The sequence below is a fragment of the Rhodococcus sp. RD6.2 genome, from assembly GCF_001040705.1.
In the GTDB taxonomy this organism is placed as follows: Bacteria; Actinomycetota; Actinomycetes; order Mycobacteriales; family Mycobacteriaceae; genus Rhodococcus_G.
Map to the genome: position 1 here is coordinate 115,676 of NZ_CVQP01000006.1, position 24,013 is coordinate 139,688.

Annotated in this window: 27 protein-coding genes; 15 read left to right on the top strand and 12 right to left on the bottom strand. The window is 68.5% G+C overall.

Features of this window, described 5'->3' with window-relative positions:
* Nucleotides 1-45 precede the first annotated feature (45 nt).
* Nucleotides 46-540 carry a Cys-tRNA(Pro) deacylase gene (gene ybaK, locus RHCRD62_RS10695; RefSeq protein ID WP_050064705.1) on the bottom strand — a complete coding sequence of 165 codons (495 nt, stop codon included), beginning with the start codon at nt 538-540 and terminating at the stop codon, nt 46-48.
* Between the two features lie 85 nt (nt 541-625).
* On the opposite strand from ybaK, the gene RHCRD62_RS10700 reads away from it, so the two are divergent.
* From RHCRD62_RS10700 to RHCRD62_RS10725, 6 genes are all read left to right on the top strand, one after another.
* Entirely contained in the window at nt 626-1,411 is a 786-nt protein-coding gene (locus RHCRD62_RS10700) for a sigma-70 family RNA polymerase sigma factor (RefSeq protein ID WP_137874404.1), read from the top strand.
* The gene (gene rsrA / locus RHCRD62_RS10705) at nt 1,408-1,689 is read left to right on the top strand and encodes a mycothiol system anti-sigma-R factor (RefSeq protein ID WP_050064706.1); all 282 of its coding nucleotides are present in this window, start codon (nt 1,408-1,410) and stop codon (nt 1,687-1,689) included. Before RHCRD62_RS10700 ends, rsrA begins: the two co-directional genes overlap by 4 nt.
* A gap of 156 nt (nt 1,690-1,845) precedes the next feature.
* Nucleotides 1,846-2,253: a YciI family protein gene (locus RHCRD62_RS10710; RefSeq protein ID WP_050064707.1), complete on the top strand. Its 408-nt coding sequence runs from the start codon at nt 1,846-1,848 to the stop codon at nt 2,251-2,253.
* Between the two features lie 8 nt (nt 2,254-2,261).
* Entirely contained in the window at nt 2,262-3,407 is a 1,146-nt protein-coding gene (locus RHCRD62_RS10715) for an RNA polymerase sigma factor (RefSeq protein WP_084734251.1), read from the top strand.
* A gap of 315 nt (nt 3,408-3,722) precedes the next feature.
* Entirely contained in the window at nt 3,723-3,938 is a 216-nt protein-coding gene (locus RHCRD62_RS10720) for a biotin/lipoyl-binding carrier protein (RefSeq protein ID WP_050065209.1), read from the top strand.
* A 19-nt stretch (nt 3,939-3,957) separates the two neighbouring features.
* On the top strand, nt 3,958-5,469 hold the full coding sequence (locus RHCRD62_RS10725; protein ID WP_050064709.1) for a sensor histidine kinase: 1,512 nt from the start codon (nt 3,958-3,960) through the stop codon (nt 5,467-5,469).
* A gap of 113 nt (nt 5,470-5,582) precedes the next feature.
* On the opposite strand, the gene RHCRD62_RS10730 is transcribed toward RHCRD62_RS10725, so the two are convergent.
* Both RHCRD62_RS10730 and RHCRD62_RS10735 read right to left on the bottom strand, forming a co-directional pair.
* Nucleotides 5,583-5,837, bottom strand: coding sequence for a WhiB family transcriptional regulator (locus RHCRD62_RS10730; RefSeq protein WP_007537924.1), 255 nt, complete (start codon nt 5,835-5,837; stop codon nt 5,583-5,585).
* Nucleotides 5,838-6,211: 374 nt separating this feature from the next.
* Nucleotides 6,212-7,168: a diacylglycerol/lipid kinase family protein gene (locus RHCRD62_RS10735; protein ID WP_050064710.1), complete on the bottom strand. Its 957-nt coding sequence runs from the start codon at nt 7,166-7,168 to the stop codon at nt 6,212-6,214.
* 78 nt (nt 7,169-7,246) lie between these two features.
* Here RHCRD62_RS10735 and RHCRD62_RS10740 point away from each other — a divergent pair, with 78 nt between their 5' ends.
* Nucleotides 7,247-7,663 (top strand): hypothetical protein, encoded by a 417-nt coding sequence (locus RHCRD62_RS10740; protein ID WP_050064711.1) that lies wholly within the window; start codon nt 7,247-7,249, stop codon nt 7,661-7,663.
* Nucleotides 7,664-7,702: 39 nt separating this feature from the next.
* Here the strand turns inward: RHCRD62_RS10740 and RHCRD62_RS10745 are convergent, their stop codons facing one another.
* Together RHCRD62_RS10745 and RHCRD62_RS10750 are read right to left on the bottom strand one after the other, a co-directional pair.
* The gene (locus tag RHCRD62_RS10745; RefSeq protein ID WP_050064712.1) at nt 7,703-8,176 is read right to left on the bottom strand and encodes a GNAT family N-acetyltransferase; all 474 of its coding nucleotides are present in this window, start codon (nt 8,174-8,176) and stop codon (nt 7,703-7,705) included.
* Nucleotides 8,177-8,194: 18 nt separating this feature from the next.
* Nucleotides 8,195-8,791: an acid phosphatase gene (locus RHCRD62_RS10750; protein ID WP_253277282.1), complete on the bottom strand. Its 597-nt coding sequence runs from the start codon at nt 8,789-8,791 to the stop codon at nt 8,195-8,197.
* 84 nt (nt 8,792-8,875) lie between these two features.
* Between RHCRD62_RS10750 and RHCRD62_RS10755 the strand changes: the two genes are divergently transcribed.
* Entirely contained in the window at nt 8,876-9,667 is a 792-nt protein-coding gene (locus RHCRD62_RS10755) for a ParA family protein (protein WP_050064713.1), read from the top strand.
* Between the two features lie 17 nt (nt 9,668-9,684).
* On the opposite strand, the gene RHCRD62_RS10760 is transcribed toward RHCRD62_RS10755, so the two are convergent.
* Both RHCRD62_RS10760 and RHCRD62_RS10765 read right to left on the bottom strand, forming a co-directional pair.
* Entirely contained in the window at nt 9,685-10,920 is a 1,236-nt protein-coding gene (locus tag RHCRD62_RS10760) for an Rv3212 family protein (protein ID WP_050064714.1), read from the bottom strand.
* Nucleotides 10,921-10,929: 9 nt separating this feature from the next.
* Nucleotides 10,930-12,597, bottom strand: a complete 1,668-nt coding sequence (locus RHCRD62_RS10765; RefSeq protein WP_050064715.1) for a DEAD/DEAH box helicase — start codon at nt 12,595-12,597, stop codon at nt 10,930-10,932.
* Nucleotides 12,598-12,893: 296 nt separating this feature from the next.
* Between RHCRD62_RS10765 and RHCRD62_RS10770 the strand changes: the two genes are divergently transcribed.
* The gene (locus RHCRD62_RS10770) at nt 12,894-13,574 is read left to right on the top strand and encodes a ferritin-like fold-containing protein (RefSeq protein ID WP_050064716.1); all 681 of its coding nucleotides are present in this window, start codon (nt 12,894-12,896) and stop codon (nt 13,572-13,574) included.
* 123 nt (nt 13,575-13,697) lie between these two features.
* On the top strand, nt 13,698-13,925 hold the full coding sequence (locus RHCRD62_RS10775) for a DUF3107 domain-containing protein (RefSeq protein ID WP_050064717.1): 228 nt from the start codon (nt 13,698-13,700) through the stop codon (nt 13,923-13,925).
* A 76-nt stretch (nt 13,926-14,001) separates the two neighbouring features.
* Here RHCRD62_RS10775 and RHCRD62_RS10780 read toward each other — a convergent pair whose 3' ends face one another.
* Nucleotides 14,002-14,649, bottom strand: coding sequence for an HTH-type transcriptional activator FasR (locus tag RHCRD62_RS10780; RefSeq protein ID WP_050064718.1), 648 nt, complete (start codon nt 14,647-14,649; stop codon nt 14,002-14,004).
* A gap of 350 nt (nt 14,650-14,999) precedes the next feature.
* Here RHCRD62_RS10780 and RHCRD62_RS10785 point away from each other — a divergent pair, with 350 nt between their 5' ends.
* The gene (locus RHCRD62_RS10785) at nt 15,000-15,986 is read left to right on the top strand and encodes a DUF3152 domain-containing protein (protein ID WP_253277308.1); all 987 of its coding nucleotides are present in this window, start codon (nt 15,000-15,002) and stop codon (nt 15,984-15,986) included.
* A 25-nt stretch (nt 15,987-16,011) separates the two neighbouring features.
* On the opposite strand, the gene RHCRD62_RS10790 is transcribed toward RHCRD62_RS10785, so the two are convergent.
* A complete protein-coding gene (locus RHCRD62_RS10790; protein WP_050064720.1) occupies nt 16,012-16,452 on the bottom strand; it encodes an acyl-CoA thioesterase in 441 nt (146 codons plus the stop codon).
* A 108-nt stretch (nt 16,453-16,560) separates the two neighbouring features.
* On the opposite strand from RHCRD62_RS10790, the gene moeZ reads away from it, so the two are divergent.
* Together moeZ and RHCRD62_RS10800 are read left to right on the top strand one after the other, a co-directional pair.
* Nucleotides 16,561-17,763 (top strand): adenylyltransferase/sulfurtransferase MoeZ, encoded by a 1,203-nt coding sequence (moeZ, locus tag RHCRD62_RS10795; protein ID WP_050064721.1) that lies wholly within the window; start codon nt 16,561-16,563, stop codon nt 17,761-17,763.
* A 92-nt stretch (nt 17,764-17,855) separates the two neighbouring features.
* The gene (locus RHCRD62_RS10800) at nt 17,856-18,704 is read left to right on the top strand and encodes a TIGR02569 family protein (RefSeq protein ID WP_050064722.1); all 849 of its coding nucleotides are present in this window, start codon (nt 17,856-17,858) and stop codon (nt 18,702-18,704) included.
* A 15-nt stretch (nt 18,705-18,719) separates the two neighbouring features.
* Here the strand turns inward: RHCRD62_RS10800 and RHCRD62_RS10805 are convergent, their stop codons facing one another.
* The 3 genes from RHCRD62_RS10805 to RHCRD62_RS10815 are packed head-to-tail and all read right to left on the bottom strand — an operon-like array spanning nt 18,720 to nt 20,975.
* On the bottom strand, nt 18,720-19,742 hold the full coding sequence (locus tag RHCRD62_RS10805; protein ID WP_050064723.1) for a pirin family protein: 1,023 nt from the start codon (nt 19,740-19,742) through the stop codon (nt 18,720-18,722).
* A 7-nt stretch (nt 19,743-19,749) separates the two neighbouring features.
* Nucleotides 19,750-20,226: a GNAT family N-acetyltransferase gene (locus tag RHCRD62_RS10810; RefSeq protein ID WP_050064724.1), complete on the bottom strand. Its 477-nt coding sequence runs from the start codon at nt 20,224-20,226 to the stop codon at nt 19,750-19,752.
* A 56-nt stretch (nt 20,227-20,282) separates the two neighbouring features.
* A complete protein-coding gene (locus RHCRD62_RS10815) occupies nt 20,283-20,975 on the bottom strand; it encodes a FadR/GntR family transcriptional regulator (protein ID WP_050064725.1) in 693 nt (230 codons plus the stop codon).
* Between the two features lie 125 nt (nt 20,976-21,100).
* On the opposite strand from RHCRD62_RS10815, the gene RHCRD62_RS10820 reads away from it, so the two are divergent.
* Both RHCRD62_RS10820 and RHCRD62_RS10825 read left to right on the top strand, forming a co-directional pair.
* On the top strand, nt 21,101-22,384 hold the full coding sequence (locus tag RHCRD62_RS10820) for a CynX/NimT family MFS transporter (RefSeq protein ID WP_157050877.1): 1,284 nt from the start codon (nt 21,101-21,103) through the stop codon (nt 22,382-22,384).
* Nucleotides 22,385-22,563: 179 nt separating this feature from the next.
* A complete protein-coding gene (locus tag RHCRD62_RS10825; RefSeq protein WP_050064727.1) occupies nt 22,564-23,991 on the top strand; it encodes an MFS transporter in 1,428 nt (475 codons plus the stop codon).
* Nucleotides 23,992-24,013: the final 22 nt, after the last annotated feature.

The following is a 24,013-nucleotide window of genomic DNA, read 5'->3' on the forward strand; positions in this document are numbered from 1 at the left end:
TGTTGTCAGTGGCAACGATCTGGGTTCGGTGGGTATTCCGACGAGTCAGCCTGCGGTGATCGGAGCGAGAACGGCGCCGGTCAGTCGGACCAGGTCGTTCGGGTCCAGGTCGATCTCCAGGCCGCGACGCCCCGCGCTGCACAGCACCCGATTCCAGTTGGTCGCCGACGCGTCGATCACCGTCGGCAACTTCTTACGCTGTCCGAGCGGGGAGATGCCTCCGAGCACATAGCCCGTGGACCGCTGCGCCTCGACCTCGTCCGCCATCACCGCTTTGCCGGACCCGAGCGCCGCCGCGGCGGCCTTCAGTGAGAGCTTCTCCGGAACCGGCAGCACCGCGACCGCGAGCTTGCCGTCGGCGGTCTTGATCACCAGCGTCTTGAAGATCTGCGCGGCGTCGAGTCCGAGCGTCGCAGCGAGCGCGTCGACCGCCTCGGTGCCGTACGAGGCGCTGCTCGGATCGTGGTCGTAGCTGTGAACCCGGTGCGGAACCTTCGCCTTGGTCAAAGCCTGGGTTGCGGGTGTCGCGGAGCCTGCCATGACCCAACACACTAGGTCGGGCGGGAACAGGCGTCGCAGGGGGAGCGTTGCACCGTGCATTGGTCCGTGTCGAGAGGAGTCGCCGGTGTCGGTGCAGTGCCTGGAGCGTCCCGCGAGTGGGGGTGCGGGTCGCGGTGTCGGAGGCGGGGTGGCGGTAGCCTGGATTTCCGACCAGAGCGAAGGGATCACCGTGCCCCACGACCCGAGCGAACCCCACGACAGCGGACCGGCTGATGCCGCGCCCGCGGCCGAGGAGTCCGAGGCCCAGCTGACGGAGCGTTTCGAGCGCGACGCGTTGCCGCTGCTCGACCAGCTGTACGGCGCGGCGCTGCGTATGACGCGGAACCCGGCCGACGCCGAGGATCTGGTGCAGGAGACGTACATCAAGGCGTATTCGGCGTTCCGGTCCTTCAAGGCGGGCACCAATCTCAAGGCCTGGCTGTACCGCATCCTGACGAACACCTACATCAACTCGTACCGCAAGAAGCAGCGTCAACCTGCGCAGTACCCGACGGACGAGATCACCGACTGGCAGTTGGCGGCGACCGCCGAGCACACCTCACAGGGTTTGCGGTCCGCCGAGGTGGAGGCGCTGGACGCACTGCCCGACGACGACATCAAGAACGCGCTCCAGCAGTTGCCGGAGGAGTTCCGGATGGCCGTCTACTACGCGGACGTCGAGGGTTTTCCCTACAAGGAGATCGCCGACATCATGGGCACGCCTATCGGCACCGTGATGTCGCGACTGCACCGCGGCCGCAAGCAACTGCGGGGCCTGCTCGCCGATGTGGCGCGTGAACGTGGATTCAACCGTGGTGCCGCGGAGAAGGCCGCTGCCACCGCCGGACCGGACCAGGAGGCGTCCCGGTGAGCGAGCAGAACGAATTCGAGCAGCTCGACTGCTCCGCCGTCATCGCCGATGTGTGGCTGATGCTCGACAACGAGTGTGACGAGCGCACCAGGGCACGTCTGAAGCAGCACATGGAGGACTGCGGCTCCTGCTTCGAGGCGTACGGCATCGAGGCGAAGGTCAAGTCGCTGCTGGCGCGCAAGTGCGGCGGCGAGCACGCGCCCGACAGTCTGCGGCAGCGGCTGCGAATCCAGTTGACGCAGACCACGATCGTCACGCGGGTCGATCCGGGGCAGTAGAGGCGTTCGCGACAGGGCCGGGACACGAACAGTGTCCCGGCCCTGTCACGTTCCCGGCACAGTGGTCGACACGGCGGTGTCGAGAATCGGTCCGCGGCTCCGTCCCCGGTGTGAAGGCGACCAGAATGGGTCGCACCGGCATCGAGGAGAATCGTCATGGCGAAGTACCTGTTGCTCAAGCATTACCGCGGCGCACCTGCAGCGGTCAACGACGTGCCGATGGACCGGTGGACTCCGGAGGAGATTTCGGACCACATGCAGTACATGAACGATTTCGCGGCTCGGCTCGAGGAGTCCGGCGAGTTCGTCGACGGTCAGGCCCTTGCCGCCGAGGGGATGTGGGTCCGGTACGACGGCGAGGGCCGGCCTCCGGTGACCGACGGCCCGTTCGCCGAGACGAAGGACCTGATCGCCGGGTGGATGGTGATCGACGTCGACAGTCGCGAGCGAGCCGTCGAACTCGCCGGGGAACTGTCCGCAGCGCCGGGTGCAGGCGGGAAGCCGATTCACGAGTGGCTGGAAGTGCGGCCCTTCCTGACCGCACCGCCGACCGTCACGGAGTGACGTTTCCGGTGGACGAGGTCCTGCTTCGGAATCTCACGCCACAGGTTCTCGGGATCCTCGTCCGACGTGGAGCAGACTTCGCGGCGGCCGAGGATGCCGTGCAGGATGCGCTGGTCGATGCGATCCGCGTGTGGCCCACGGACCCGCCGCGCGACCCGAAGGGCTGGTTGGTCAGTGTGGCCTGGCGTCGATTTCTGGACGCCACTCGCACGGACACGGCCCGGCGCAGGCGCGAGGACGTCGTAGAGGTTGAGCCTGCGCCCGGCCCGGTGTCGACGGTGGACGACACGCTCGCACTCTACTTCCTGTGCGCGCACCCGTCGCTGACATCGTCGTCCGCTGTCGCGTTGACGCTGCGCGCGGTCGGTGGCCTGACGACCCGCCAGATCGCGCAGGCATATCTGGTTCCTGAGGCGACGATGGCGCAGCGGATCAGTCGCGCCAAGCGGACGGTCTCGGGCGTGCGATTCGACCGGCCCGGCGACGTCGCCACGGTGCTGCGTGTGCTCTACCTGGTCTTCAACGAGGGCTACTCCGGCGAAGTCGATCTCGCGGCCGAGGCGATCCGCTTGACCCGTCAGCTCGCATCCGTGATCGACCATCCGGAGGTGGCGGGGCTGCTTGCACTCATGCTGCTCCACCACGCGAGGCGAAACGCACGAATTACCCTGAACGGCAGCCTGATCCCCCTCGCAGAGCAGGACCGCAGCCGGTGGGACACCGAGGCGATCGTCGAGGGAGTCGCGGTCGTGCAGTCGGCGCTCGTCCGCGATCGGCTCGGTGAGTTCCAGGCGCAGGCCGCCATAGCGGCACTGCACGCCGACGCCCCCAGCGTCGACGAGACCGACTGGGCGCAGATCGTCGAGTGGTACGACGAACTCGTGCGGCTCACCGACAGTCCCGTTGCCCGGCTCAACCGCGCCGTCGCGGTCGGGGAGGCGTACGGGCCGCGGGCGGGACTCGCGGCCCTCGAGGAACTGGACGAGTCGCTGCCCCGTCATGCAGCGGTGGCGGCATACCTGCACGAGCAGGACGGGGATCTCGCAGCTGCAGCGGTGCTCTACTCCGAGGCGGCCGCGAAGGCGACCAGCCTCGCCGAGCGCGAGCACCTGACAAGGCAGTCGGCCCGGCTGCACGCTCGTCTGCGGAAGTAGCCGGCAGTTGGGGGAGTCAGCCGGCCGGCACGCCGGTGGCCTGAAGTGGGTTCGGCTGACTCGTCCCGGCTCGGGCGACGGGGAGACGACGCAGGGCCGGACACCCGAAGGTGTCCGGCCCTGCGTGAGGCTGTTGTCTACAACGCTCAGGCGTTGGGACGCTTGCCGTGGTTTGCGGCGCTGCCCTTGCGGCTACGCTTCTTGCGGCCACGCTTTCCCATGGTTGTCTCCCTTCTTTGCGACTCGCTCGGGCCCATTCTTCCATGTGTGGTTGGCTGTTCTTCCACTGGCAGGTCTAGACAAGTGAGGTACTCGATGGCCGAGGACGTGCGTGCCGAGATGGTTTCCACCGTTTTCCAGGTGGTCGTCACCGCGGGCGACGAGGTCAAGGAGGGCGACACCCTCGTGATCCTGGAGTCGATGAAGATGGAGATTCCGGTGATCGCCGAGGTCGACGGCACCGTCGCCTCGGTCGATGTCGCCGTCGGTGACGTCATCCAGCAGGGTGACCTCATCGCCGTGATCGCCTGACCGCCGGGGCACGCTCCCGATGTCGACGCTGAGCGATCTCCTCGCCGAGTACACCGACCTTCCCGGCGACGCCGTCGACCACTTGCAGCGGGTGGTCGGGGAGTGGCAACTGCTGGCCGACCTGTCGTTCGCGGACGTCCTGCTCTGGGTTCCGACGGACCAGGACGAGGCGGTGGCGTCAGGGCCGGAACTGGTGTGTGTCGCTCAGTGCAGGCCGACGACAGCGCCGACCGCGTTCGCCGAGGACGCCGTCGGCTGGCAGGTGTCCGCGAACCGGCATTCGCACGTACGCCAGGCGCTGACGGAGTGGCGGATCGTCCGACTGCCCGACAACCCGCAGGACACCGAGACTCCGGTGCGGCGGGAGGCGATCCCGGTTCGGTGCAACGGCGACGTCATCGCGGTCCTCAGCCGCGACACGAACCCGGCTCAGCAGCGGCAGTCGAGTCCGCTGGAGGTCGCCTACCTGGACTGTGCCGCCGAGCTGTGCCAGATGATCAGCGAAGGCACGTTCCCGACCCCTGAGGAGCACGGGGAGATCCTCTCGAGCCCTCGGGCGGGCGACGGCTTCATACGGCTCGACCCGGACGGCACCGTGGTCTACGCCAGTCCCAACGCGCTGTCGGCCTACCACCGGATGGGCCTCACGACGACGACGCTCAAGGGTCGGGATCTCGCGTCGGTGACCCGCACCCTCGTCACCGATCCGTTCGACGCGCAGGACGTCGCCACCGATATCCGGGAGGCCCTCGCGGGCAAGGCGGGCAAGCGGATGGAGGTGGAGGCTCGGGGTGCGATCGTGCTGCTGAGGACCCTGGTGCTGCGGCCCGGCGGCCAGCCTGCGGGTGCGGTGGTGCTGATCCGCGATGTCACCGAGGTCAAACGCCGTGACCGGGCGCTGCTCAGCAAGGACGCGACGATCCGCGAGATCCACCACCGGGTGAAGAACAACCTGCAGACGGTCGCCGCGCTGCTGCGCCTGCAGGCACGGCGCACCCAGCACGACGAGGCGAGGCAGGCGCTGAGCGAGTCGGTGCGCCGGGTGACGTCGATCGCGCTGGTGCACGACATCCTGTCGATGTCCGTCGACGAGGAGGTCAATCTCGACGAGGTCGTCGACAGGCTGGTGCCGATCATGGCGGACGTGGCCGTGGTCAACAGCGAGGTGCAGATGCGCCGAATCGGCAGCTTCGGTGTGTTCCCGGCGGAGCGGGCGACACCGCTGGTGATGGTTCTGACCGAACTGGTGCAGAACGCGTTCGAGCACGGCTACGAGCCGGGCCAGGCGGGGACCGTGACGCTGCGGGCGGCCCGATCCGCCCGCTGGCTCGACGTCGTGATCCACGACGACGGCGCGGGTCTGCCCGAGGAGTTCAGCCTCGAGAAGTCGGACAGTCTCGGACTGCAGATCGTCCGCACGCTGGTGTCGGCGGAACTGGCCGGGTCACTCGCGATTCGGCCTGCGGCAGGTGGGGGAACGGACGCCGAGCTCCGGGTTCCGTTGGGCCGCCGCGCTTCCCAGCGAATCTGACGCGCGGGGCGCGCACGCTCGCTGCGGCGTTCGGAGGAGGCCCGCTCGGTGGGTCGTGAATACGAGTGGGGCCCGGCACCTTTCGGTGCCGGGCCCCACTCGTGGATCGGGTGTCAGACTGCGCTGCGTGCCCGGGTGCGTGCGTTGCGACGCTTGAGAGCGCGACGCTCGTCTTCGCTCATGCCGCCCCAGACGCCCGCGTCCTGGCCGGACTCGAGTGCCCACGAGAGGCAGTCGGCGGTCACGGGGCAGCGGTTGCACACCAGCTTGGCGTCCGCGATCTGAGCGATGGCCGGTCCACTGTTGCCCACGGGGAAGAACAACTCCGGGTCTTCGTCCCGACAGATTGCCTTGTGGCGCCAGTCCATCCTTCTACTCCTTTACCGGGTGCGTCTGCACCGTGTCGTTTTGTCCACTTGTGGTGCTTCGAAGCACCTGCGGTCCTGGTGTTCATGACACCGAACCGTCTCGCGTCATTCATGCGCAGAAGGGGAAATGTTTCCGCGCTGTTGCTTGTGAATGCTTTCACGAACGCGCTGGAAGTCAATAGAAAATGGCCCGTCCGTGGGGTAACTCACTCTTGTCGGTTACCCGATGTGGTCTGCATTACTTTGTACCCCGCCGCCGCCCACTTTGCAGTATGGAGTATGCTTTTTTCTGAACTTTCTCTGAGAGTGGGTCCGGCGGCGTCGCCGCGCATGTACCCTCCCGCCCCCACTGCGGATGTTCGCGGAGGGGTAGCTCAACCCCGACTCGGAGCGATCACGGTCAGTGCGTTCCGGACGGCCACGAACTCGACGTCCGTGCGCTTGCCGATGTAGTCACCATCCATCTGCAGTCCGATGGGTGTGGTGGACGTGATCCGCACCCGTGGGGTGTCGTCGATGCGAAACAGCTTGCGAGATTTGGGATTCGACCCCGGAGTCAGGAGTTGACGCACCACCGGCAGGCTCGCCGCCACGCCCATCGACCGCATGGCGAACACGCCGAGACCCGTGTCGAAGCTCGTCTCCGGGTTGACCGACACCGGACGCCTGTTCAGGTACGTCCACGGACTCGAGTTCGAGACGAACGCGTAGTGCACGCCGTCGACGGGATCGTGTCCCGGGACCTCCACCGTCAACGTCGGTGCGAGACCCCTGGTGCGAAAGAAGGTGCGGACCGAGGTACGTACATAGCGAGACGGGGTCGCGGCGTGGCCCTTCGCCCGCGCGACGTCGATCGCCTCGCACACCTGCGCGTCGAGCCCGAGCCCTGCGTTGAACGTGAACCAGCGGCCGTCGCAGTGCGCCAGGCCGATCTGCCGTCGCTCGCGGAGCTCGAGCAGCTCGATCAGCTGGTTCGTCGCGATCACGGGGTCGGGGTCGATGCCGAGGGATCGGGCGAAGACGTTCGCCGACCCGCCCGGAACGACGGCGAGCAGTGGGACGGGTCCGATCGTCATCGCGCTCATCGCCCCGGGTTCGGGGACGCCGAGCAGGCCGTTCACGACCTCGTTGACCGTCCCGTCGCCGCCGTGCACGATGATCAGCCCGGTGCCGTCGAGGTGGGCGCGGCGAGCCAGTTCCGCGGCATGGCCGCGGTGGGTGGTCTGCACCACGCGGACCTGTACCCGGCTGGAGAGTGCGTGAGCGAGCAGGTCACGCGCCGCGGGTGTGGTCGAGGTCGCGTTCGGGTTGACTATCAGCAGCGCACGCACGGGTTCCGAGCCTAGGGCATGCGTGGGCCGCGTCCGGGGCCGCACCGACCCGCAGTGGTCGTTCTATAGGCTGACGCCGTGTCCGAGTCACCCGCGCAGCAGACCAGTCCCGCCACCGTTCGATGGGCCGGAGGGCTGGTGACGTTGGAAGGTGCCGTCGCGGTCGTCATCGCGGTCGTCCTGGTGATCCGGGGGCTCCTCGGCCACGACCAGGACGCGGCGAACCCGTATGGGACGGCGGCCTGGTTCGTCATTCTCGGCGGCGCGGTCCTCGCCGGGGGCGTCGCGCTGCTCCGCGGCCGCCGATGGGGACGCGCCATCGCCGTCGTCGCGCAGCTCCTGCTGCTTCCCGTCGTGTGGTCGCTCCTGACGGACTCCCACCGGCCGGTCCTGGGCGTGCTCCTCGGCATTGTCGTCGTGCCCGCGCTGGTGTGCCTGTTCTCGTCGCCGACGTCCCGATGGATGGCGGAGGAGTACGGCGACTCCGAGCGCTGACTGCTGCCCAGGGGGTCAGTGAGCGCTGACGCCGACCCGTCAGGCCGGCGACGCCAGCGCCGTGAGCGCGTCGCCGGTGAGCCGGTAGCCGAGCCACTCGTCCTGGGCGTTCGCGCCGAGTGACTCGTAGAACTCGATGGACGGCGTGTTCCAGGTCAGCACCGACCACGCCAGGCGGCTGTACCCGCGGTCGACGCATTCGCGAGCCAGCGTCGCCAGCAGTGCGCGGCCGTGGCCGTTGCCGCGATGGTCCGGCTGGACGTAGAGGTCCTCGAGGTAGATGCCGTGGACCCCGTCCCAGGTGGAGAAGTTCAGGAACCACAGCGCCGTCCCGACGACGGCTCCGTCCTGGACTGCGACGTGCCCGAACAGTGCCGGGGAGGCGCCGAACAGCGCCTTCGTGAGTTGGTCCTCGGTGAGTGTGCACTCGTGCCGCGCCTTCTCGTACTCGGCGAGCTCGTACACCAGGCCGGTGACCGCGGGCACGTCCCCGGGCTCGATGCCGCGAATCATGCTGTACCTCTTTCCTTCTCAGGACATGTTGTGGGAGGCGACCTGCCGCACCCCGCGTTCGTACCCCAGCACGGTGATGCCGCACGGCGACATGGCGAATCGGCGACCCTCGACGATCGGCAGCCCCGCCCAACGGGTGATCAGAGCGCGGGAGAAGTGGCCGTGACCGATCAGGATGACGTCACGATCGGGCAGATGTGCTTCGGCGACGTCGAGCACGACGTCCGCGCGCGCCTCCACCGCCTCCGCGTCTTCCCCGCCGGGGCACGGGTGCGTCCAGACCGTCCAGTGCGGCACCCGGGCGCGAATCTCCGAGGTCGTGAGGCCTTCGTACTGCCCGTAATCCCACTCGGCGAGTTCGTCCCACACGCGGGCGTTCAGGCCTGCGAACGCGGCCGTGCGTACGGCACGGTCACGGGGACTGCACAGCGTCGTCGGATCGTGCAGTTCGAGCGCGTCGATTCGGGCCCGCACCGCGCGGGCCTGCCGCTCCCCGTCCGCGGTGAGTGGCACATCCGTGCGTCCCGTGTGTCGGCCGGCCGCCGCCCACTCGGTCAGTCCATGTCGGAGAACGACGATCCGCGCGCTGTGCCGGTCCGGCACGATGACATCCACCCGCGCATCATCTCAGGTCGTGATTGCGGGTGATCTCGGGCGCGCCGGTCGCGGGCGCGTCACGAGTGCGCAAAGATCACTGCCGTGACGACAGTGCTCGCGGTGGCGAATCAAAAGGGTGGGGTCGCGAAGACGACGACGGTGGCGTCGCTCGGTGCCGCGCTGGCAGGCCTGGGCCGGAAGGTCCTGGTCGTGGACCTCGATCCGCAGGGATGCCTGACCTTCTCGCTGGGGCACAATCCGGACCGGCTCGAGACATCGGTCCACGACGTGCTGACGGGGAGTCACGTGCTGCGGGACGTCGTCGTCGACACCGATGAGGGATTCGCGCTCGTGCCCGCCACGATCGACCTCGCCGGAGCCGAAGCCGTCCTGCTCATGCGTCCCGGCCGCGAGTTCACGCTGAAGCGGGCCCTCGCGACGCTCGGCGACGACTACGACGTGGTCCTCGTGGACTGCCCGCCGTCGCTCGGCGTCCTGACGCTCAACGGTCTCACGGCCGCGGATGCGGTGCTGGTGCCCCTGCAGTGCGAGACGCTGGCGCACCGGGGCGTCGGGCAACTGCTGCGGACGGTGACCGAGGTGCAGCAGATCACCAACCCGGACCTGGCGCTCCTCGGTGCACTGCCGACCCTGTACGACGCGCGCACCACGCACAGCCGCGACGTCCTCTCGGACGTCGCCGACCGCTACGACCTGCCGGTACTCGCGCCGCCGATTCCGCGGACCGTCCGGTTCGCCGAGGCGAGTGCGTCGGGCGCGACCGTCCTCGCCGGGCGCGGCAACAAGGGCGCGCAGGCCTACCGTGAGCTGGCGCGGAACCTCGTCGACCACTGGGACGAGGGCGCCGAGTTGCGTACCTTCACGGCCGAGTGACAGCGGACCGCGTGAACTCAGGCGTCGGCGCGTAGGGCGACGAGTTCGTCGCCGCGCTGTTCGAGCAGCGTGTCGCTGAGCGCAGCCGAGGTGATCGGCCGGCCACCCATCCGGATCGGTTCTTCGTTGCGGGACACGGGAATTCGCTCGACCTCGGTGCCTGTCGTCGTGTCGATCACCGCGACGGCCCCGGTCACGGGGATCAGGAACCGCCCCGCCATCTGGGTGCCGGGACCGAGCGCGTCCTGCACCGTCCATCCTGGGGTGAAATCCGTTGTGCGAAGGGTGATCACCTGCGACCCGGTCCACCAACTGAAGAACGATCCGGTGCGTTCGACGGTCGTGGTGGGGGAGACATCGGTGGGCGCGGGGAATCTCGCCGACTCCGCACCGGTGCCGTCGTAGACCACGACAGCGGCTGCGGCGCCCGCGGTCGCGGGAAGGTAGACGGCCGTTCGTTCACCGGAGACCGCGAGGACGCGGGCATCAGCGGTGTCGCCCTCGGTGCCCAGCACGACCGAGCCGTACTCCTGCGGTGCCGTGTTCTCCTTGGGTGCCGGGTTCAGGATGCTGAGCCGGATCGCCGGATCCCCGGGGCACGATTCGAGCACCGACAGTCGGCTGCTGCTCGACGCGGCGGACAGCAGTGTGCAGCCGGAGCGTGGCTGTGCCCCGGGGTTCACCGGTGCGTCCACCCTGCCGTACTCGAGGGTGCGAACGAGGTCGGACCGCCACACCTCCAACCGGGAGTCGCCGAAGGAGGTCAGGTAGGTGCCGTCCTGCGAGAGCGCGACCGGGTCGTCGGCATCGCTCGACCGTTGTGCCTGGCGGACACCCGTCGACCCATCGAGTTGGGTCACCTGTCCGCAGCCGCGCCCGTCGGGATAGACCGCGACCGCGGTGTTCCATGCACCGACGACTCCGCACAGTGCCCGGTCCCGGCGGTAGTGCCAGAGTTCCTGCCCGGTGACGCCGTCTCGTCCGGTGACGGTGTCACCGTTGCCGGTGACGGCGACACCACCCGCGACCACGGGGGTCGGGGTGGTGTCACTGTCGGCGCGCCACGCCTCGACGAGGGTGTCGGGCACCGCTAGCGCGGGCTCCGCGGGCGGTACGGGGGTGTCGGCGACGACCGACTCGGTGCCGTGAGCGTCACCGGTCAGCCAGATCACTGCAGCCGACACCACCACCAGCACCGCGATACCGCATGCGGCCAGGACGTCGGCGCGGGTGCGCCGCTCGGGTGCGAGCACGGTGGTCGGCTACTCCGAAGCCGGCGCAGTGGCCGCGCTGGAGGCCGAATCGGTGCCGGGGCTGCGACGCCGACGACGGCGGCGCCGTGCCGGTGCCGCGTCGCCGCTGGGGGAGGTGGGCTCCGGTGCAACGGTCTCCGACGACGTGTCGGCGGGCGCGGTGCTGGCGGTCTCGGCGGTGCGGCCACCACGAGTGCGCTTGCGGGAGCGGGTGCGCCGCGGCCGCTCGGCGGCGGGTCCGCCCTCGGATACGGCGGCGGTGTCGCCCTCGGATGTGGTGTCGGACTCGGACGAAACGTTCTGTGCGCGTTCCGTTCTCGGCTTCCGGACGGTGCCCTTGGCGTCGGTGGGGATGTTCAGCTCGGCGTAGAGGTGCTCCGAGCTCGAGTAGGTCTCGACCGGGTCCGGGACCCCGAGGTCGAGCGCCTTGTCGATCATCTGCCAACGCGGAACGTCGTCCCAGTCCACCAAGGTCACGGCGGTACCGGTGCGTCCCGCGCGACCCGTGCGGCCGATCCGGTGGACGTACGTCTTCTCGTCCTCGGGGCACTGGTAGTTGATGACGTGGGTGACGTCGTCGATGTCGATGCCACGCGCGGCGACGTCGGTCGCCACGAGCACGTCCACCTTGCCGGTGCGGAATGCCTTGAGTGCCTTCTCGCGGGCGATCTGGCCGAGGTCGCCGTGCACGGCGCCGACCGAGAAACCACGCTCGTTCAGCTCGTCGGCGACCTTCTGCGCCGTCCGCTTGGTGCGGGTGAAGATCATCGTGGCCCCGCGGCCCTCGGCCTGCAGGATCCGTGCGACCATCTCGGCCTTGTCCAGCGCGTGAGCGCGGTAGATGTGCTGGCTGGTGCGATCGTGCACCGCGGACGACTCCGGCTCCTCGGCGCGGATGTGCGTCGGCCGCGTCAGGAACGTGCGGGCCAGGGTGATGATCGGGCCGGGCATCGTGGCGGAGAACAACATCGTCTGGCGCGCGTCGGGCACCATCTGGAGGATGCGTTCGATGTCCGGCAGGAAGCCCAGGTCGAGCATCTCGTCGGCCTCGTCGAGGACCAGGACGCCGATCTTGCCGAGGATCAGGTGACCCTGCTTGGCGAGGTCGAGCAGGCGGCCGGGGGTGCCGACGATGACGTCGACGCCACGCTGAAGGGCCTCGATCTGGGTCTCGTACGGCCTGCCGCCGTAGATGGAGAGCACCTCGAGCTTGCGGCCGTTGCTGCCCGGCAGGTGCTTGCCCGCGTTCACGAGGTCGCCCGTGACCTGGATGCACAGTTCGCGGGTCGGGACGATGACCAACGCACGCGGGGTGCCGTCGAGCGGGGCGGTGCCGGGACGCGCGTCCTCGTCGGCGTCGACGGCGGTCGCGGCCGCGCTCGAGATGCGGTGCAGAAGGGGGACGCCGAATCCGAACGTCTTGCCCATGCCGGTGCGGGCCTGACCGATGAGGTCGTCACCGGCCAGCGCGAGCGGGAGGGTGAGTTCCTGGATCGCGAAGGTGCGTTCGATGCCGATCTCGGCGAGGGCCCGGACGATCTCGTCACGGACACCGAGTTCGGCGAAGGTGGGTGGGGTGTGGGTGTTGTCGAGCTGGGCGGACAGCGTCGTCTCGCTGGCGTCGTCCTCGTGGTCGATCGTGATCTTGCTCAGTGCTCTGGCCTTCCTCGTCGGCACGCGCGCACGAGCTGGGCCAGGCCGGTTGTCGGCCGCTGGGTGATGCCCAGGTCCGACTCTCGCCGTTGACCTCGTCCACTGGTCGCTGGTCCTGCTGCCCTGCGCGGAGAATCGGGTCTCGGCGCGGCGCGGGAGGAAGACCTGTGGATCAGGTGCGCGCACATTGTCAGTGGGTCGCCGCGTCCTCGTGATCCCTCCGATTGGCCGGGTGATCGGGCGGCGCCCCACGACCATGGTAGCTGGCCGCGTCGACTTCGCAGGTGGGCGCGTGCTCACATCCGACTACGCTGTCCGCCATGGGAGCCAATTCCGCCGATCCGTTGTCGCCCGCCGTCGCCGCCGATCATCCCGGTGTGAGTGAACTGTTCGCCGTGCTGGCGTACGGCGAGATCTCCGCCTTCTACCGCCTCGCCGAGGATGCGCGCATGTCTCCGACCCTCGCGGGGCGGGTCGCGCTCGCGCGGATGGCCGGCGCCGAGATGCGGCACTTCGAGACGCTCGAGGCGGCGCTGACGTCACGCGGACTCGACGTCTACGAGGCGATGACGCCGTTCGTGAAGGCACTCGACGACTACCACCGGTCCACGCACCCGTCGACCTGGCTCGAGTCCCTGGTCAAGGCGCACGTCGGTGACGGGATCGCCGCCGACTTCTACCTCGAGATCGCCGACGCGCTCGACCCGTCGGTCGGGGCCGTGGTGCGTGAGGTCCTCGCCGAGACCGGCCATTCGGAGTTCGTGGTCCACGAGGTCAGCGAGGCGGTCCGGTCGAGCACGAAGGAGAAGGATCGCCTGATGCTGTGGGGCAGGCGCCTGCTCGGCGAGGCGATCACCCAGGCGCAGTTCGTGATGGCGCAGCGGGAGGAACTCACGGGCCTCGTGCTCACCGCCAGCGGCGACCTGAACGGCGTCGCCGCGCTCTTCGACCGGATGCAGCAGCGGCACGCCGAGCGCATGGAGGTTCTCGGTCTGGTGTGACGGCCGCTTCTCGCGAGGGTTGGGCGCTGTTCGCTATCAGCACACGCCGCGTGCGGGTGTCGCGCCCGGTGACGCACTAGCCTGGGCACCGGTAGTGATGGCACGAGACTTCGGAGGTTGGCCGTGGAGGTCAAGATCGGCATTTCTGACAGCCCGCGTGAGCTGATCGTCAACAGCGAGCAGACCCCCGACGAGGTGACCGAACTCGTCTCCGCGGCGATCGGCGGCGACGCGTCGGGCGTGCTCGCCCTCGTCGACGACAAGGGACGCAAGTTCCTGATCCAGGCGGCCAAGGTCGCGTATGTGGAGATCGGTCAGGCGGACATCCGCAAGGTCGGCTTCAGCAGCTGACCGACGACCCCACGGTCCGAGAACGACGAACGGGACGCGGAGATTTCTCCGCGTCCCGTTCGAGTGTCCGGATGGGTCAGGGATGCATCGGCACGTGCGAGAGGCCACCCCACGCGAGGGCGACGGTCGTGTCCACCGCCTGCTCCTTCGGGATGGGCCGGTTCGCCTGCAGCCAGTAGCGCGCGGTGAACTGGCTGGTCCCGACCAGGCCGACCGCGAGGATGCGGGCGCGGTAGGGGTCGAGCCCCGAATCGTGGGCGACCAGGTCGAACACGGCGTCGACACACGCCTCGGTGGCGCGGTCCACCTGCGCCTGAACCTGGGCGTCGCCCATGAAGTCCGATTCGAACACCAGGCGGTACCCCTGGCTCTCGTTGTCGACGAAATCGAAGAACGCCTGGACCGCGGCGCGCACGCGCTGACGGTTGTCGGTCGTCGACCGGAGTGCCTGACGGACACCCGAGATGAGGCTGTCCACGTAGCTCTGGAGCACTGCGAGGTAGAGGTCGAGCTTGCCGGGGAAGTGCTGGTACAGCACCGGCTTACTGACGCCCGCGCATTCGGCGATCTCGTCCATGCCTGCCGAGTGGTATCCGCGACTGACGAACACCTCGCTCGCGGCCTGGAGCAGCTGGAGTCGGCGAGCGTCGCGGGGGAGTCGGGTGCTGCGCTTCGGACCCTGTCGCCCGGCGGGCGTTGCGGAACGATCCGCGAGTTCAGTCATCGTGCTCCCAATCTGCGTATTCACGATTCCGTGCCTCGTGCTGCGTGGGTGAGGGTGCTCACGGCGCCGGGTGCACAAAGTCATCGAACAATACCGAACCTGGGTTCGGGCATCCGTGAATTGGCGGATACATCCGCCCCCGAGTATTCCAGGTCACTGTTACGACCCGGTCTCCAGAGCGTCCCGGGACCCCGCGATGCAGGTCGTGGCCTGTTCCGGCGGTCGTCCGGGCGGGGTGTCGACCGGCGCGCCCGAGTGGAGCGGTCCGTCGACTGTGAGACTCTGGTTCCGTGACGGATGGAGGTGGACCGCGGCTGCGCGGTGGTGGACATCCGGGCGGGGACGATCGGATCGACGACCGGCCCGACGACCGGGTCGGATCGCATCAGCCGTTGCGTGCGAAGTGGGATCCCGTCAGTGGTGACAGCGGGCGTGCGCGTAGCCCCCGAGGAGATCGGCAGGTCCGCAAGCAGAGCCGATTGGGCCGATTCGTCTCCACGTACGGTTGGCGCGCCTACGCGATTCCGGTTCTCGCGGTGGTGACGGTGCTCGTCCTCGTCGATGCCCTGAACGGCGGTGGGTCGACCGATTCGGCCGACGACGGCCTCCCCGGTTTCGGTGCGCGAAGCACCAGCGTCGACGGAACGGGTGTCATCGGTGTGCCGCCGCAGGCGGACGGCAACTTCGCCGAGTCGATCCCCTCGGGAGCCCTCCCGGACGGCGGTCCCTTCACCGCCGAGGGAGGCGGCAACTGGCGGGTGATTCCGGGGACGTCCGCCAAGGTGGGGCAGGGGACCGAGCAGGTCTTCACCTACAGCGTCGAGGTCGAGGACGGCATCGACACCGCGGGCTTCGGCGGTGACGACTCCTTCGCCCGGATGGTCGACCAGACCCTCGCGAATCCGAAGAGTTGGACCAACGACCCGCGGTTCGCCTTCCAGCGTGTCGACACCGGAGATCCCACGTTCCGGATCTCGCTGACCTCGCAGATGACGATTCGTGAGGCGTGTGGATACGACATCCAGCTCGAGGTCTCCTGCTACAACCCCGGCATCGATCGGGTGGTGCTCAACGAGCCGCGCTGGGTTCGAGGCGCCGTCGCCTTCCAGGGCGATATCGGGTCCTACCGCCAGTACCTGATCAACCACGAGGTGGGGCACGCGGTCGGCTACCAGGCTCACCAGCCGTGCGAGGCCGACGGCGGTCTCGCGCCCGTGATGATGCAGCAGACGTTCGGCACCTCGAACAACGACATCGCCAAGCTCGACCCGGAGGGTGTCGTTCCGATGGACGGCAAGACCTGCCGGTTCAATCCGTGGCCCTACCCTCGGGGGTGACGCACACCCCGTCCGCGGCCGTCGCTCAGGCCGGCCGCACCCACGGTGCGAGCATCTGCCGCTGGTCCGCGGTGAGTCGCCGCAGTGTTCGCGCGTAGGGATCACCGAGCGCCAACTGCGTCGACGCCTCCACCGCGGGACGCGAGTCGGCTTCCGCACCCGCCGCCCGGACCTCGTAGTGGACGGTCAGGTCGGCGCTGCGGACCCGTGCCAGCCACATCGACACCTGCAGCGGGCTGTCGGCGTGCGCGAGTGGAGTCCGATACCGGATCTCGAGGTGCGCGACGACCGAATTGCGCAGCATCGCCGAGACCTCCGGGTCGACCGATCCGAGCCAGTCGATTCGCGCCTCCTCGAGCAGGGTGACCATCCGCGCGTGGTTCACGTGTTTGAACGCGTCCATGTCGGACCAGCGCACCGTGATCTCCGTCCGGTGGACGGCGGGATCGGTCGCGGACTCGGTCATCGGGCTCCTCGGGTTTCACGTGCTGCCTGCGGTGGTGGTTGTGGACGGTAGCCGATCGGCCCGAGGCCCAGCAGCTGCCTCGTCGTGGGCGGCGAGGACAATGGACGCATGGCGTCTCCCGCATCGACTTCCGTCAGCCGTCCTCTGCCTCCGCTGGTGGAGCCGGCGGCCGACCTCGACCGCGACGAGGTCGCCCGGTACAGCAGGCACCTGATCATCCCGAACGTCGGCGTCACCGGGCAGAAGCGGATCAAGAATGCGAAGGTTCTGGTGATCGGAGCCGGGGGACTCGGGTCACCCACGCTGCTGTACCTCGCGGCCGCCGGGGTCGGGACGATCGGCATCGTCGAGTTCGACGAGGTCGAGGAGTCGAACCTGCAGCGGCAGGTCATCCACGGCCGGTCCGACGTCGGCAGGCCCAAGGCGCACAGTGCGCGCGACTCGATCCTCGAGATCAACGACAGGGTCGACGTGCGACTGCACGAGTTCCGGCTCGACAGCGGCAACGCTGTCGAATTGTTCTCGCAGTACGACCTGATCCTCGACGGCACCGACAACTTCGCCACCCGCTACCTCGTCAACGACGCGGCGGTCCTCGCGGGGAAGCCGTACGTGTGGGGGTCGATCTACCGCTTCGAGGGGCAGGTGTCGGTGTTCTGGGAGGCCGCCCCGGACGACCGCGGCCTCAACTACCGCGACCTGTACCCCGAGGCGCCTGCCCCGGGCACGGTGCCGTCGTGCGCGGAGGGTGGCGTGCTCGGCGTGCTGTGCGCGTCGATCGGCTCGGTGATGGCGACCGAGGCGATCAAGCTGATCACCGGGATCGGCGAACCGCTGTTGGGTCGGCTGATGATCTACGACGCGCTCGCGATGAACTACCGCACGATCCGGCTGCGACGTGACCCGGGCCGGGTGCCGGTGACCGAACTGATCGACTACGACGCCTTCTGCGGCGTGGTCGCCGACGAGGACCGCGACGCCGTCGCAGGCGGGACCGTCACCGCGACCGAGCTGGCGGCGCTTCTCGACGGCGGCTGCAACGTCGCGCTGATCGACGTCCGGGAACCCGTCGAGTGGGACATCGTGCGCATCCCCGGTGCGACCCTCGTTCCCAAGGGCCGCATCCTGTCCGGCGACGCGCTCGCCGACCTGCCGCAGGACCGGCCGATCGTCCTCTACTGCAAGACGGGAATCCGGTCGGCGGAGGTGCTGGCCGCACTCCGGCGCGCGGGATTCGCCGACGCCACCCATCTGCAGGGCGGCGTCGCCGCGTGGGCGGCGCAGATCGATCCGAGCCTGCCCACGTACTGAGCCGTCGGTGCAGCGAAGTTCGTGGCGCGAGCGTCGGTGTTTATGGCGCGTCAGGGCAGGGTGGTGGCTGCCTCGGCGGTAGCGTTGGCTGCGTGAGCTCCGTCGAACCACCCACCCATGTGCGGTCCACCTTTGGGCTGCGGGAGACGACCCCTGTGGCACTCGGCCCCGACTGGGAGGGCGGTTGGCGATGCGACGACGTCGTGCTGTCGCCGGTTGCCGATCACGCCCGCGCGGCCTGGTCGGCGAAGGTGCGTGAGGGATTGAACCCGGACGGGGTGCGCCTGGCCCGTCCGGTGCGGGCGACGGACGGGCGCTACGTCGTATCCGGTTGGCGTGCGGACACGTTCATCGACGGAACGCCGGAGCCGCGGCACGACGAGGTGGTGTCGATGTCGTTGCGGCTCCATGCGGCGACATCGGTATTGGAACGCCCGCGTTTCCTGGTGCAGCCACCGATGCCACCGTGGCAGGACGTGGACGTGTTCGTCGCCGCGGACCGGGCCGCGTGGGAGCAGGTGCCGTTGCGGGGGGTGAAGGGGCAGTTCGAGTCCTCGACCGCGGACGGTCGCACCAGCATCGAACTGATCGGGCAGCTGGCCACACTGCGCAAGCCGGTGCACAGCCCGGACCAGTTGGTGCACGGTGACCTGTTCGGCACGGTGTTGTTCTCGGGTTCGGAAGCGCCGGGACTGACCGACATCACGCCGTACTGGCGTCCGGCGGCGTGGGCGGCAGGTGTTGTCGTCGTCGATGCGATCTCCTGGGGCGGCGCGGACGAGGAACTCGTCGGTCGCTGGGACGACCTTCCGGAGTGGCCGCAGATGTTGTTGCGGGCCTTGATGTTCCGCCTCGCCGTCCATGCGCTGCACCCGCGGTCGACGGATGCAGCGCTGCCCGGACTGGTTCGCACTGCGGACCTGATCCGACTGATGCTCTGACCCGCGCGGCCGAGGTCAGGGCCGGTCGACGGTTCCGTCCGGGCGGCGGGCGAAGCGTCCGGTGTCCGGGGCGTGGACGGGATCGTCCGCGGGCCACGGCCATCCGCCGAACCCGGTGCGGCGGTAGTCGTCGAACGCCTCCTGCAGGCCCGCGGCATCGTTCATCACGAACGGTCCGTGCTGGGCGACTGGCTCGCCGATCGGCCGGCCCTGCATCAGCAGGATCTTGATGCCTCCCGCACCCGCGGTCAGCGTCACCGGCACGGTCGCATCGACGAGGATGCCGTTGCCTGCGTCCGTGTCGGTTTCTCCGATGCGAACGGATGATCCCTCGTAGACGTACAGCACCCGGTGCGTGTCGGGGCCTGCCGCGACCGGCAGCTCGAACTCGGCATTCGCGTCCAGTTCCAGGTGCCAGATGGCGAGATCCGAGTCCGGGCTCGACGCCCACGACTCGGGCGGGGGAGCGAGGGGCTCGGTGTCGCCGAGCGCGCCCGCGATCACCGTGACGTCGGTGGTGCGGCCCTGCGCGTCGGTTCGGACGACGCGGGGCATCTGCTCGTTCCAGAACATCGAGAAGTGTGGGTCTGCGGTCTTGGACGCAGCTGGGAGGTTCACCCAGATCTGGAACAGTTCGAGTGGGTTGGGTCGATCGCGTTCGAGGAGCGGGAACATCTCGGAGTGCGAGACGCCGCGTCCGGTGGTCAGCCACTGGGTGTCGCCGTCGCCGTAGCGGGCGGTCGCACCGAGCGAGTCGGCGTGGTCGACCACACCCTGCCGGACGTAGGTCACGGTCTCGAAGCCGCGGTGCGGGTGCTGGGGAAACCCGGGCACCGTCTGCCCGTGGTACATGTTCCACCCCGCCGGATTGCCGAAGTCCTGGCCGAGGGGACGCCCGGCGAGCGTGGCGTCGGGGCCGAGTTCGGCGGTGCCTTCCGGGTAGGCGTCGAGGTGGTAGGCGACGAAGAGGAACGGGTCGACGGCCTGCCACGGCGAGCCGAGCCGGAACTTCTGGAGGACGGGATCACTCTTGGTCATGAAAGGTTCAACTAACTGTCCGATCGGATGATTCCCCGGGTGATGCTGTACCAACTCGCAGCATCGGCACGTGGTCGATGCCTGCCTCCAGGAAATTCGGCCCGGTGCGGACGAACCCGAACCGGCCGTACCACGATTCGAGATAGGCCTGGGCGGAGATCGCGACGTCGCTCGGGCAGGTCGCCAACGCTGCACCCAGAAGGGCGCCCGCCACTCCATGTCCGCGCGCCCGCGCCGCGGTGGCAACCCGGCCGATGTGGACCATTCCGTCGTCGCCGTCTGCAAGCACTCGCAGCGTCGCCACCACCTCGCCGCCCTGCTCCGCCCAGAAGAGCGTCGTCGTCGGTTCCAGGTCGCGGCCGTCGAGTTCGGGTTCGCTCACGACGCCCTGCTCGTGGACGAACACCGCAGTGCGCAGCATCATGATCCGGTACAGGGTGACGGGATCGGTGCGGTCCAGTGGCGCGTGGTGAATCGTCGGCACGACCCGATCGTAGGGCGAGGGATCCTCGGCTGGTGGATGGCCGGACCGGCAGCCGGTCAGTCCGGACGCCCGCGCAGCTCGATGAGTTCGGTCAGGAAGTGCCGGGCCGCCGTCGCGGCGCGTTCCGGGTCGCCGTCGACGACCGCGCGCACCAGTTCCTCGTGCTGCGGCTCGAACGAGTTGGCGGCGTCGACGGGATGTTGGGCGACGGTCACCTCGATCGCGGGCAGCAGCGAGTCGTAGAACTCCAGGTAGACCTCGTTGTGGCTTGCCGCGACGATCGCGCGGTGCAGCGCCAGATCGGCCGCGACCGCGGCCTGCTTCTCCTGGGGAGTTGCGGATTCGGGGTTGCGCCACAGTTGATTCCGCCGCGCGAGCAGGTCGTGCAGCGTCTCGACGTCGGTGTCGTCTCGCCTCCGGGCGGCCAGGGCGGCCGCGGTGACGTCGAGGGCCTGACGTAGTTCGAGGACGTCCCGCTCGTGCGCGGATGCGAAGTACTTGGACAGCGTGCCGCCGAGGTCGCTGGTGGCGATGACGTAGGTGCCCGAGCCCTGGCGTCGTTCGAGCATGCCTGCGTGCACCAGGGCCTGGACCGCTTCGCGGACGGTGTTGCGGCCGGTGCCGGTGAGTTCCGAGAGCGCGGGTTCGGTGGGGATTCGCCCGCCCACTGGCCAGTGGCCGGCGGTGATCTCGGCGCGCAGTTGCTCGGTGACCTGCGCGATGAGGCTGGTGCGTCGTACGGGTTGCACGGTGGCCTTTCTCGTGGGAGACGACCGAGATCTTAATCAATTGCCTCGATTCATCCATTCATCCTATGATTTTCGAGTTCGAGGTCGCGGACCTCCTTCCACGAGACACGAGGTGAACGGTGACGGTGAGCGAGGCAACCCGGGCAAGTGAACGACCGAGGTCACTGATCGCCGGCCGCCTCGTCGTACTCGTCGCCATCGTCCTCTCGGCCCTCACCCTGCGCACCGCGGTCACCTCACTGACCCCACTGCTCGACGAGATCGGGCGCGACGTCGGCTTCGACTCGGCCGTCGTCGGCCTGTTCGGGATGCTTCCCACCGCGATGTTCGCGGTCGCAGGCATCCTCACGCCGCGGTTCATACGCCGCTTCGGCCTCGAAGTCGTCGTCCTCGTCTCCATGGCGATGACGGCGGCCGGACTTGCGGTGCGTCCACTCATGTCGGGGACGGCGGCACTGCTGGTGTTCTCGGCACTCGCACTCGGTGGGATGGGAATCGGAAATGTCGTCGTCCCGCCGCTGGTCAAACGCTATTTTCCGGATCGAATCGGCGCGGTCAGCACCATCTACATCCTCTGCGTGCAGATCGGCACCATGGTGCCTGCCCTCATCGCGGTGCCGCTGTCGGACTCACACGGATGGCGTGTCTCGCTCGGTGTCTGGGCACTGCTCCCGATTGCCGCGATGCTGCCCTGGCTGACCGTCGTCGCAGGCAGGCGCAGGCGGGGCTCGGACACGTCCCCGGCCGCGTCGGGCGATGCGCCCTCCATCGACCCCGACGAGGCGCCGGTCGGTCAGGTCTGGCGTTCGCCGGTGGCCTGGGGCATGGCCGGAATGTTCGGCATGACCTCTCTGATCACCTACTCGATGTTCACCTGGATTCCGAAGATCCTCACCGAGGCGGGGGCGAGCACCGGGTTCGCCGGGTCGATGGTCGCGCTGTTCAGTGCCGTCGGATTCCTCGCCGCACTCGGCGCGCCGTCACTCTGTATTCGGATCGCCAACCCGTACCCGGTGGTCCTCGCGTGCGGAGTCAGCTACCTCGTCGGATTCGCGGGACTGCTGTGGGCTCCCATGTCGGCTTCGATCGTGTGGATCGTCGTGGTCGGGCTCGGGCCGAGCACGTTCCCGATGGCGTTGACGCTCATCAACCTGCGGACCCGCACCGGTGCCGGATCGGCGGCGCTGTCCGGCTTCACCCAGGGGCTCGGCTACGCGGTCGCCTGCATCGGCCCCCTGATGTTCGGGGTGCTGCACGACGCCACGGGCGGGTGGACGTGGCCGTTCGCACTGCTTCTCGTCGCCGTGTGCGTGATCCTGGTGGCTGGCTGGGTGGCGTGCAAGCCGCGGTTCCTCGAGGACTCGTGGACCGCCGATAGCGTCGACGCCGGTCCGCGTCACACTCCGTAACATGCCGTTCACCTGCGGAAAGGTTCTCACATCCCGCCGGTCCGCAAGGTGAGAGCAAGTTTATTGCGGGGTCATTGACGGCAGCACCGAGGCAACATCCCACTCGTAGTTTTCTGGGCAATCCACTACTACGAGGAGGCCCGGTGACCACACGCTCCGATGACACCACGGCAACAGCCGTGGGTCTCGACGCCCCCGTTTCGACCCGCAAGCGCTACATCGCGAAGTGGGATGCGGAGGATGTCGACGCATGGGAGGCCGGCGGCAAGGACATCGCCAAGCGCAACCTCGTCTGGTCGGTCTTCGCCGAACACGTCGGGTTCTCCGTCTGGTCCATCTGGTCCGTGATGGTCCTGTTCATGCCGACCGACATCTACGGTATCGACGCCGCGGGCAAGTTTTTCCTCGTCGCGGTCCCGACCCTGGTCGGCTCGCTCCTCCGCATTCCCTACACCGTCGCGACAGCGAAGTTCGGTGGTCGTAACTGGACGGTCTTCAGTGCCTTCGTGCTGTGGGTGCCGCTCATCGGAACCCTCTACCTGATGCTCAACCCCGGGCACTCGTACACCACCTTCCTGCTGGTCGCGGCGATCGCCGGCGTCGGCGGCGGCAACTTCGCGTCCTCGATGACGAACATCAACGCCTTCTACCCCCAGCGACTCAAGGGCTGGGCGCTCGGCCTCAATGCCGGCGGCGGCAACATCGGTGTCCCGGTCATCCAGCTCATCGGCCTGCTCGTGATCGCAACCGTCGGTAACACCGAGGCCTGGATCGTCTGCTCCGTCTACCTCGTCCTCTGCGGTGCGGCGGCCGTCGGCGCGGCCCTGTTCATGGACAACCTCGGCAACCAGAAGGCCGACCTCAGGGCCATGGGCAACACCCTCAAGTTCAGCCACTCGTGGGTCATCGCCTTCCTCTACATCGGCACGTTCGGTTCGTTCATCGGCTACAGCTTCGCCTTCGGTCAGGTCATGCAGATCAACTTCCTCGCAGGTGGCGACACCCCGGCGCAGGCGGCACTGCACACCGCGCAGATCGCGTTCATCGGCCCGCTGCTCGGGTCGATCGCCCGCCCGTACGGTGGCAAGCTGGCCGACCGCATCGGTGGCGGCAAGATCACCCTCTACACCTTCGCCGCGATGACCCTCGCCGCCGGACTCCTGGTCACGGCCAGCATGATCGACGACGCCACCGCGGGTGCCGCGAGCACCGGAGTCCTGACCCTGCTGGTTGTCGGCTTCATCGCCCTGTTCCTCCTGTCGGGCCTCGGCAACGGTTCCGTCTACAAGATCATCCCGTCGATCTTCGAGGCGAAGGCGCAGGGCCTCGACCACCTCAACGCCGAGGAGAAGGCCACCTGGTCGCGCAACATGTCCGGTGCGCTCATCGGCTTCGCCGGCGCTATCGGCGGACTCGGCGGTGTCGGCATCAACCTGGTCCTCCGCGCGTCGTACCTCAGCGACGCGAAGTCGGCCACCATGGCGTTCTGGGTGTTCCTCGCCTTCTACGTCGCCTGCGTGTTCGTCACCTGGTTCGTGTTCCTGCGGCGGCCCACCGAGCGCACGGCGTCCGACGACGCCAGGTCTCCGGCGCTCGCCACCGACTGACAACGCGGCTCACACGGTTTCC

Excerpts from the sequence above, each read along its gene's own strand:
- RHCRD62_RS10790 (WP_050064720.1), bottom strand. The coding sequence starts at position 16,452 with ATGACCGAGTCCGCGACCGATCCCGCCGTCCACCGGACGGAGATCACG.
- ybaK (WP_050064705.1), bottom strand. The coding sequence starts at position 540 with ATGGCAGGCTCCGCGACACCCGCAACCCAGGCTTTGACCAAGGCGAAG.
- RHCRD62_RS10770 (WP_050064716.1), top strand. The coding sequence starts at position 12,894 with ATGGGAGCCAATTCCGCCGATCCGTTGTCGCCCGCCGTCGCCGCCGAT.
- RHCRD62_RS10730 (WP_007537924.1), bottom strand. The coding sequence starts at position 5,837 with ATGGACTGGCGCCACAAGGCAATCTGTCGGGACGAAGACCCGGAGTTG.
- moeZ (WP_050064721.1), top strand. The coding sequence starts at position 16,561 with ATGGCGTCTCCCGCATCGACTTCCGTCAGCCGTCCTCTGCCTCCGCTG.
- RHCRD62_RS10805 (WP_050064723.1), bottom strand. The coding sequence starts at position 19,742 with ATGACCAAGAGTGATCCCGTCCTCCAGAAGTTCCGGCTCGGCTCGCCG.
- RHCRD62_RS10710 (WP_050064707.1), top strand. The coding sequence starts at position 1,846 with ATGGCGAAGTACCTGTTGCTCAAGCATTACCGCGGCGCACCTGCAGCG.
- RHCRD62_RS10780 (WP_050064718.1), bottom strand. The coding sequence starts at position 14,649 with ATGACTGAACTCGCGGATCGTTCCGCAACGCCCGCCGGGCGACAGGGT.
- RHCRD62_RS10725 (WP_050064709.1), top strand. The coding sequence starts at position 3,958 with ATGTCGACGCTGAGCGATCTCCTCGCCGAGTACACCGACCTTCCCGGC.
- RHCRD62_RS10745 (WP_050064712.1), bottom strand. The coding sequence starts at position 8,176 with ATGATTCGCGGCATCGAGCCCGGGGACGTGCCCGCGGTCACCGGCCTG.
- RHCRD62_RS10720 (WP_050065209.1), top strand. The coding sequence starts at position 3,723 with ATGGCCGAGGACGTGCGTGCCGAGATGGTTTCCACCGTTTTCCAGGTG.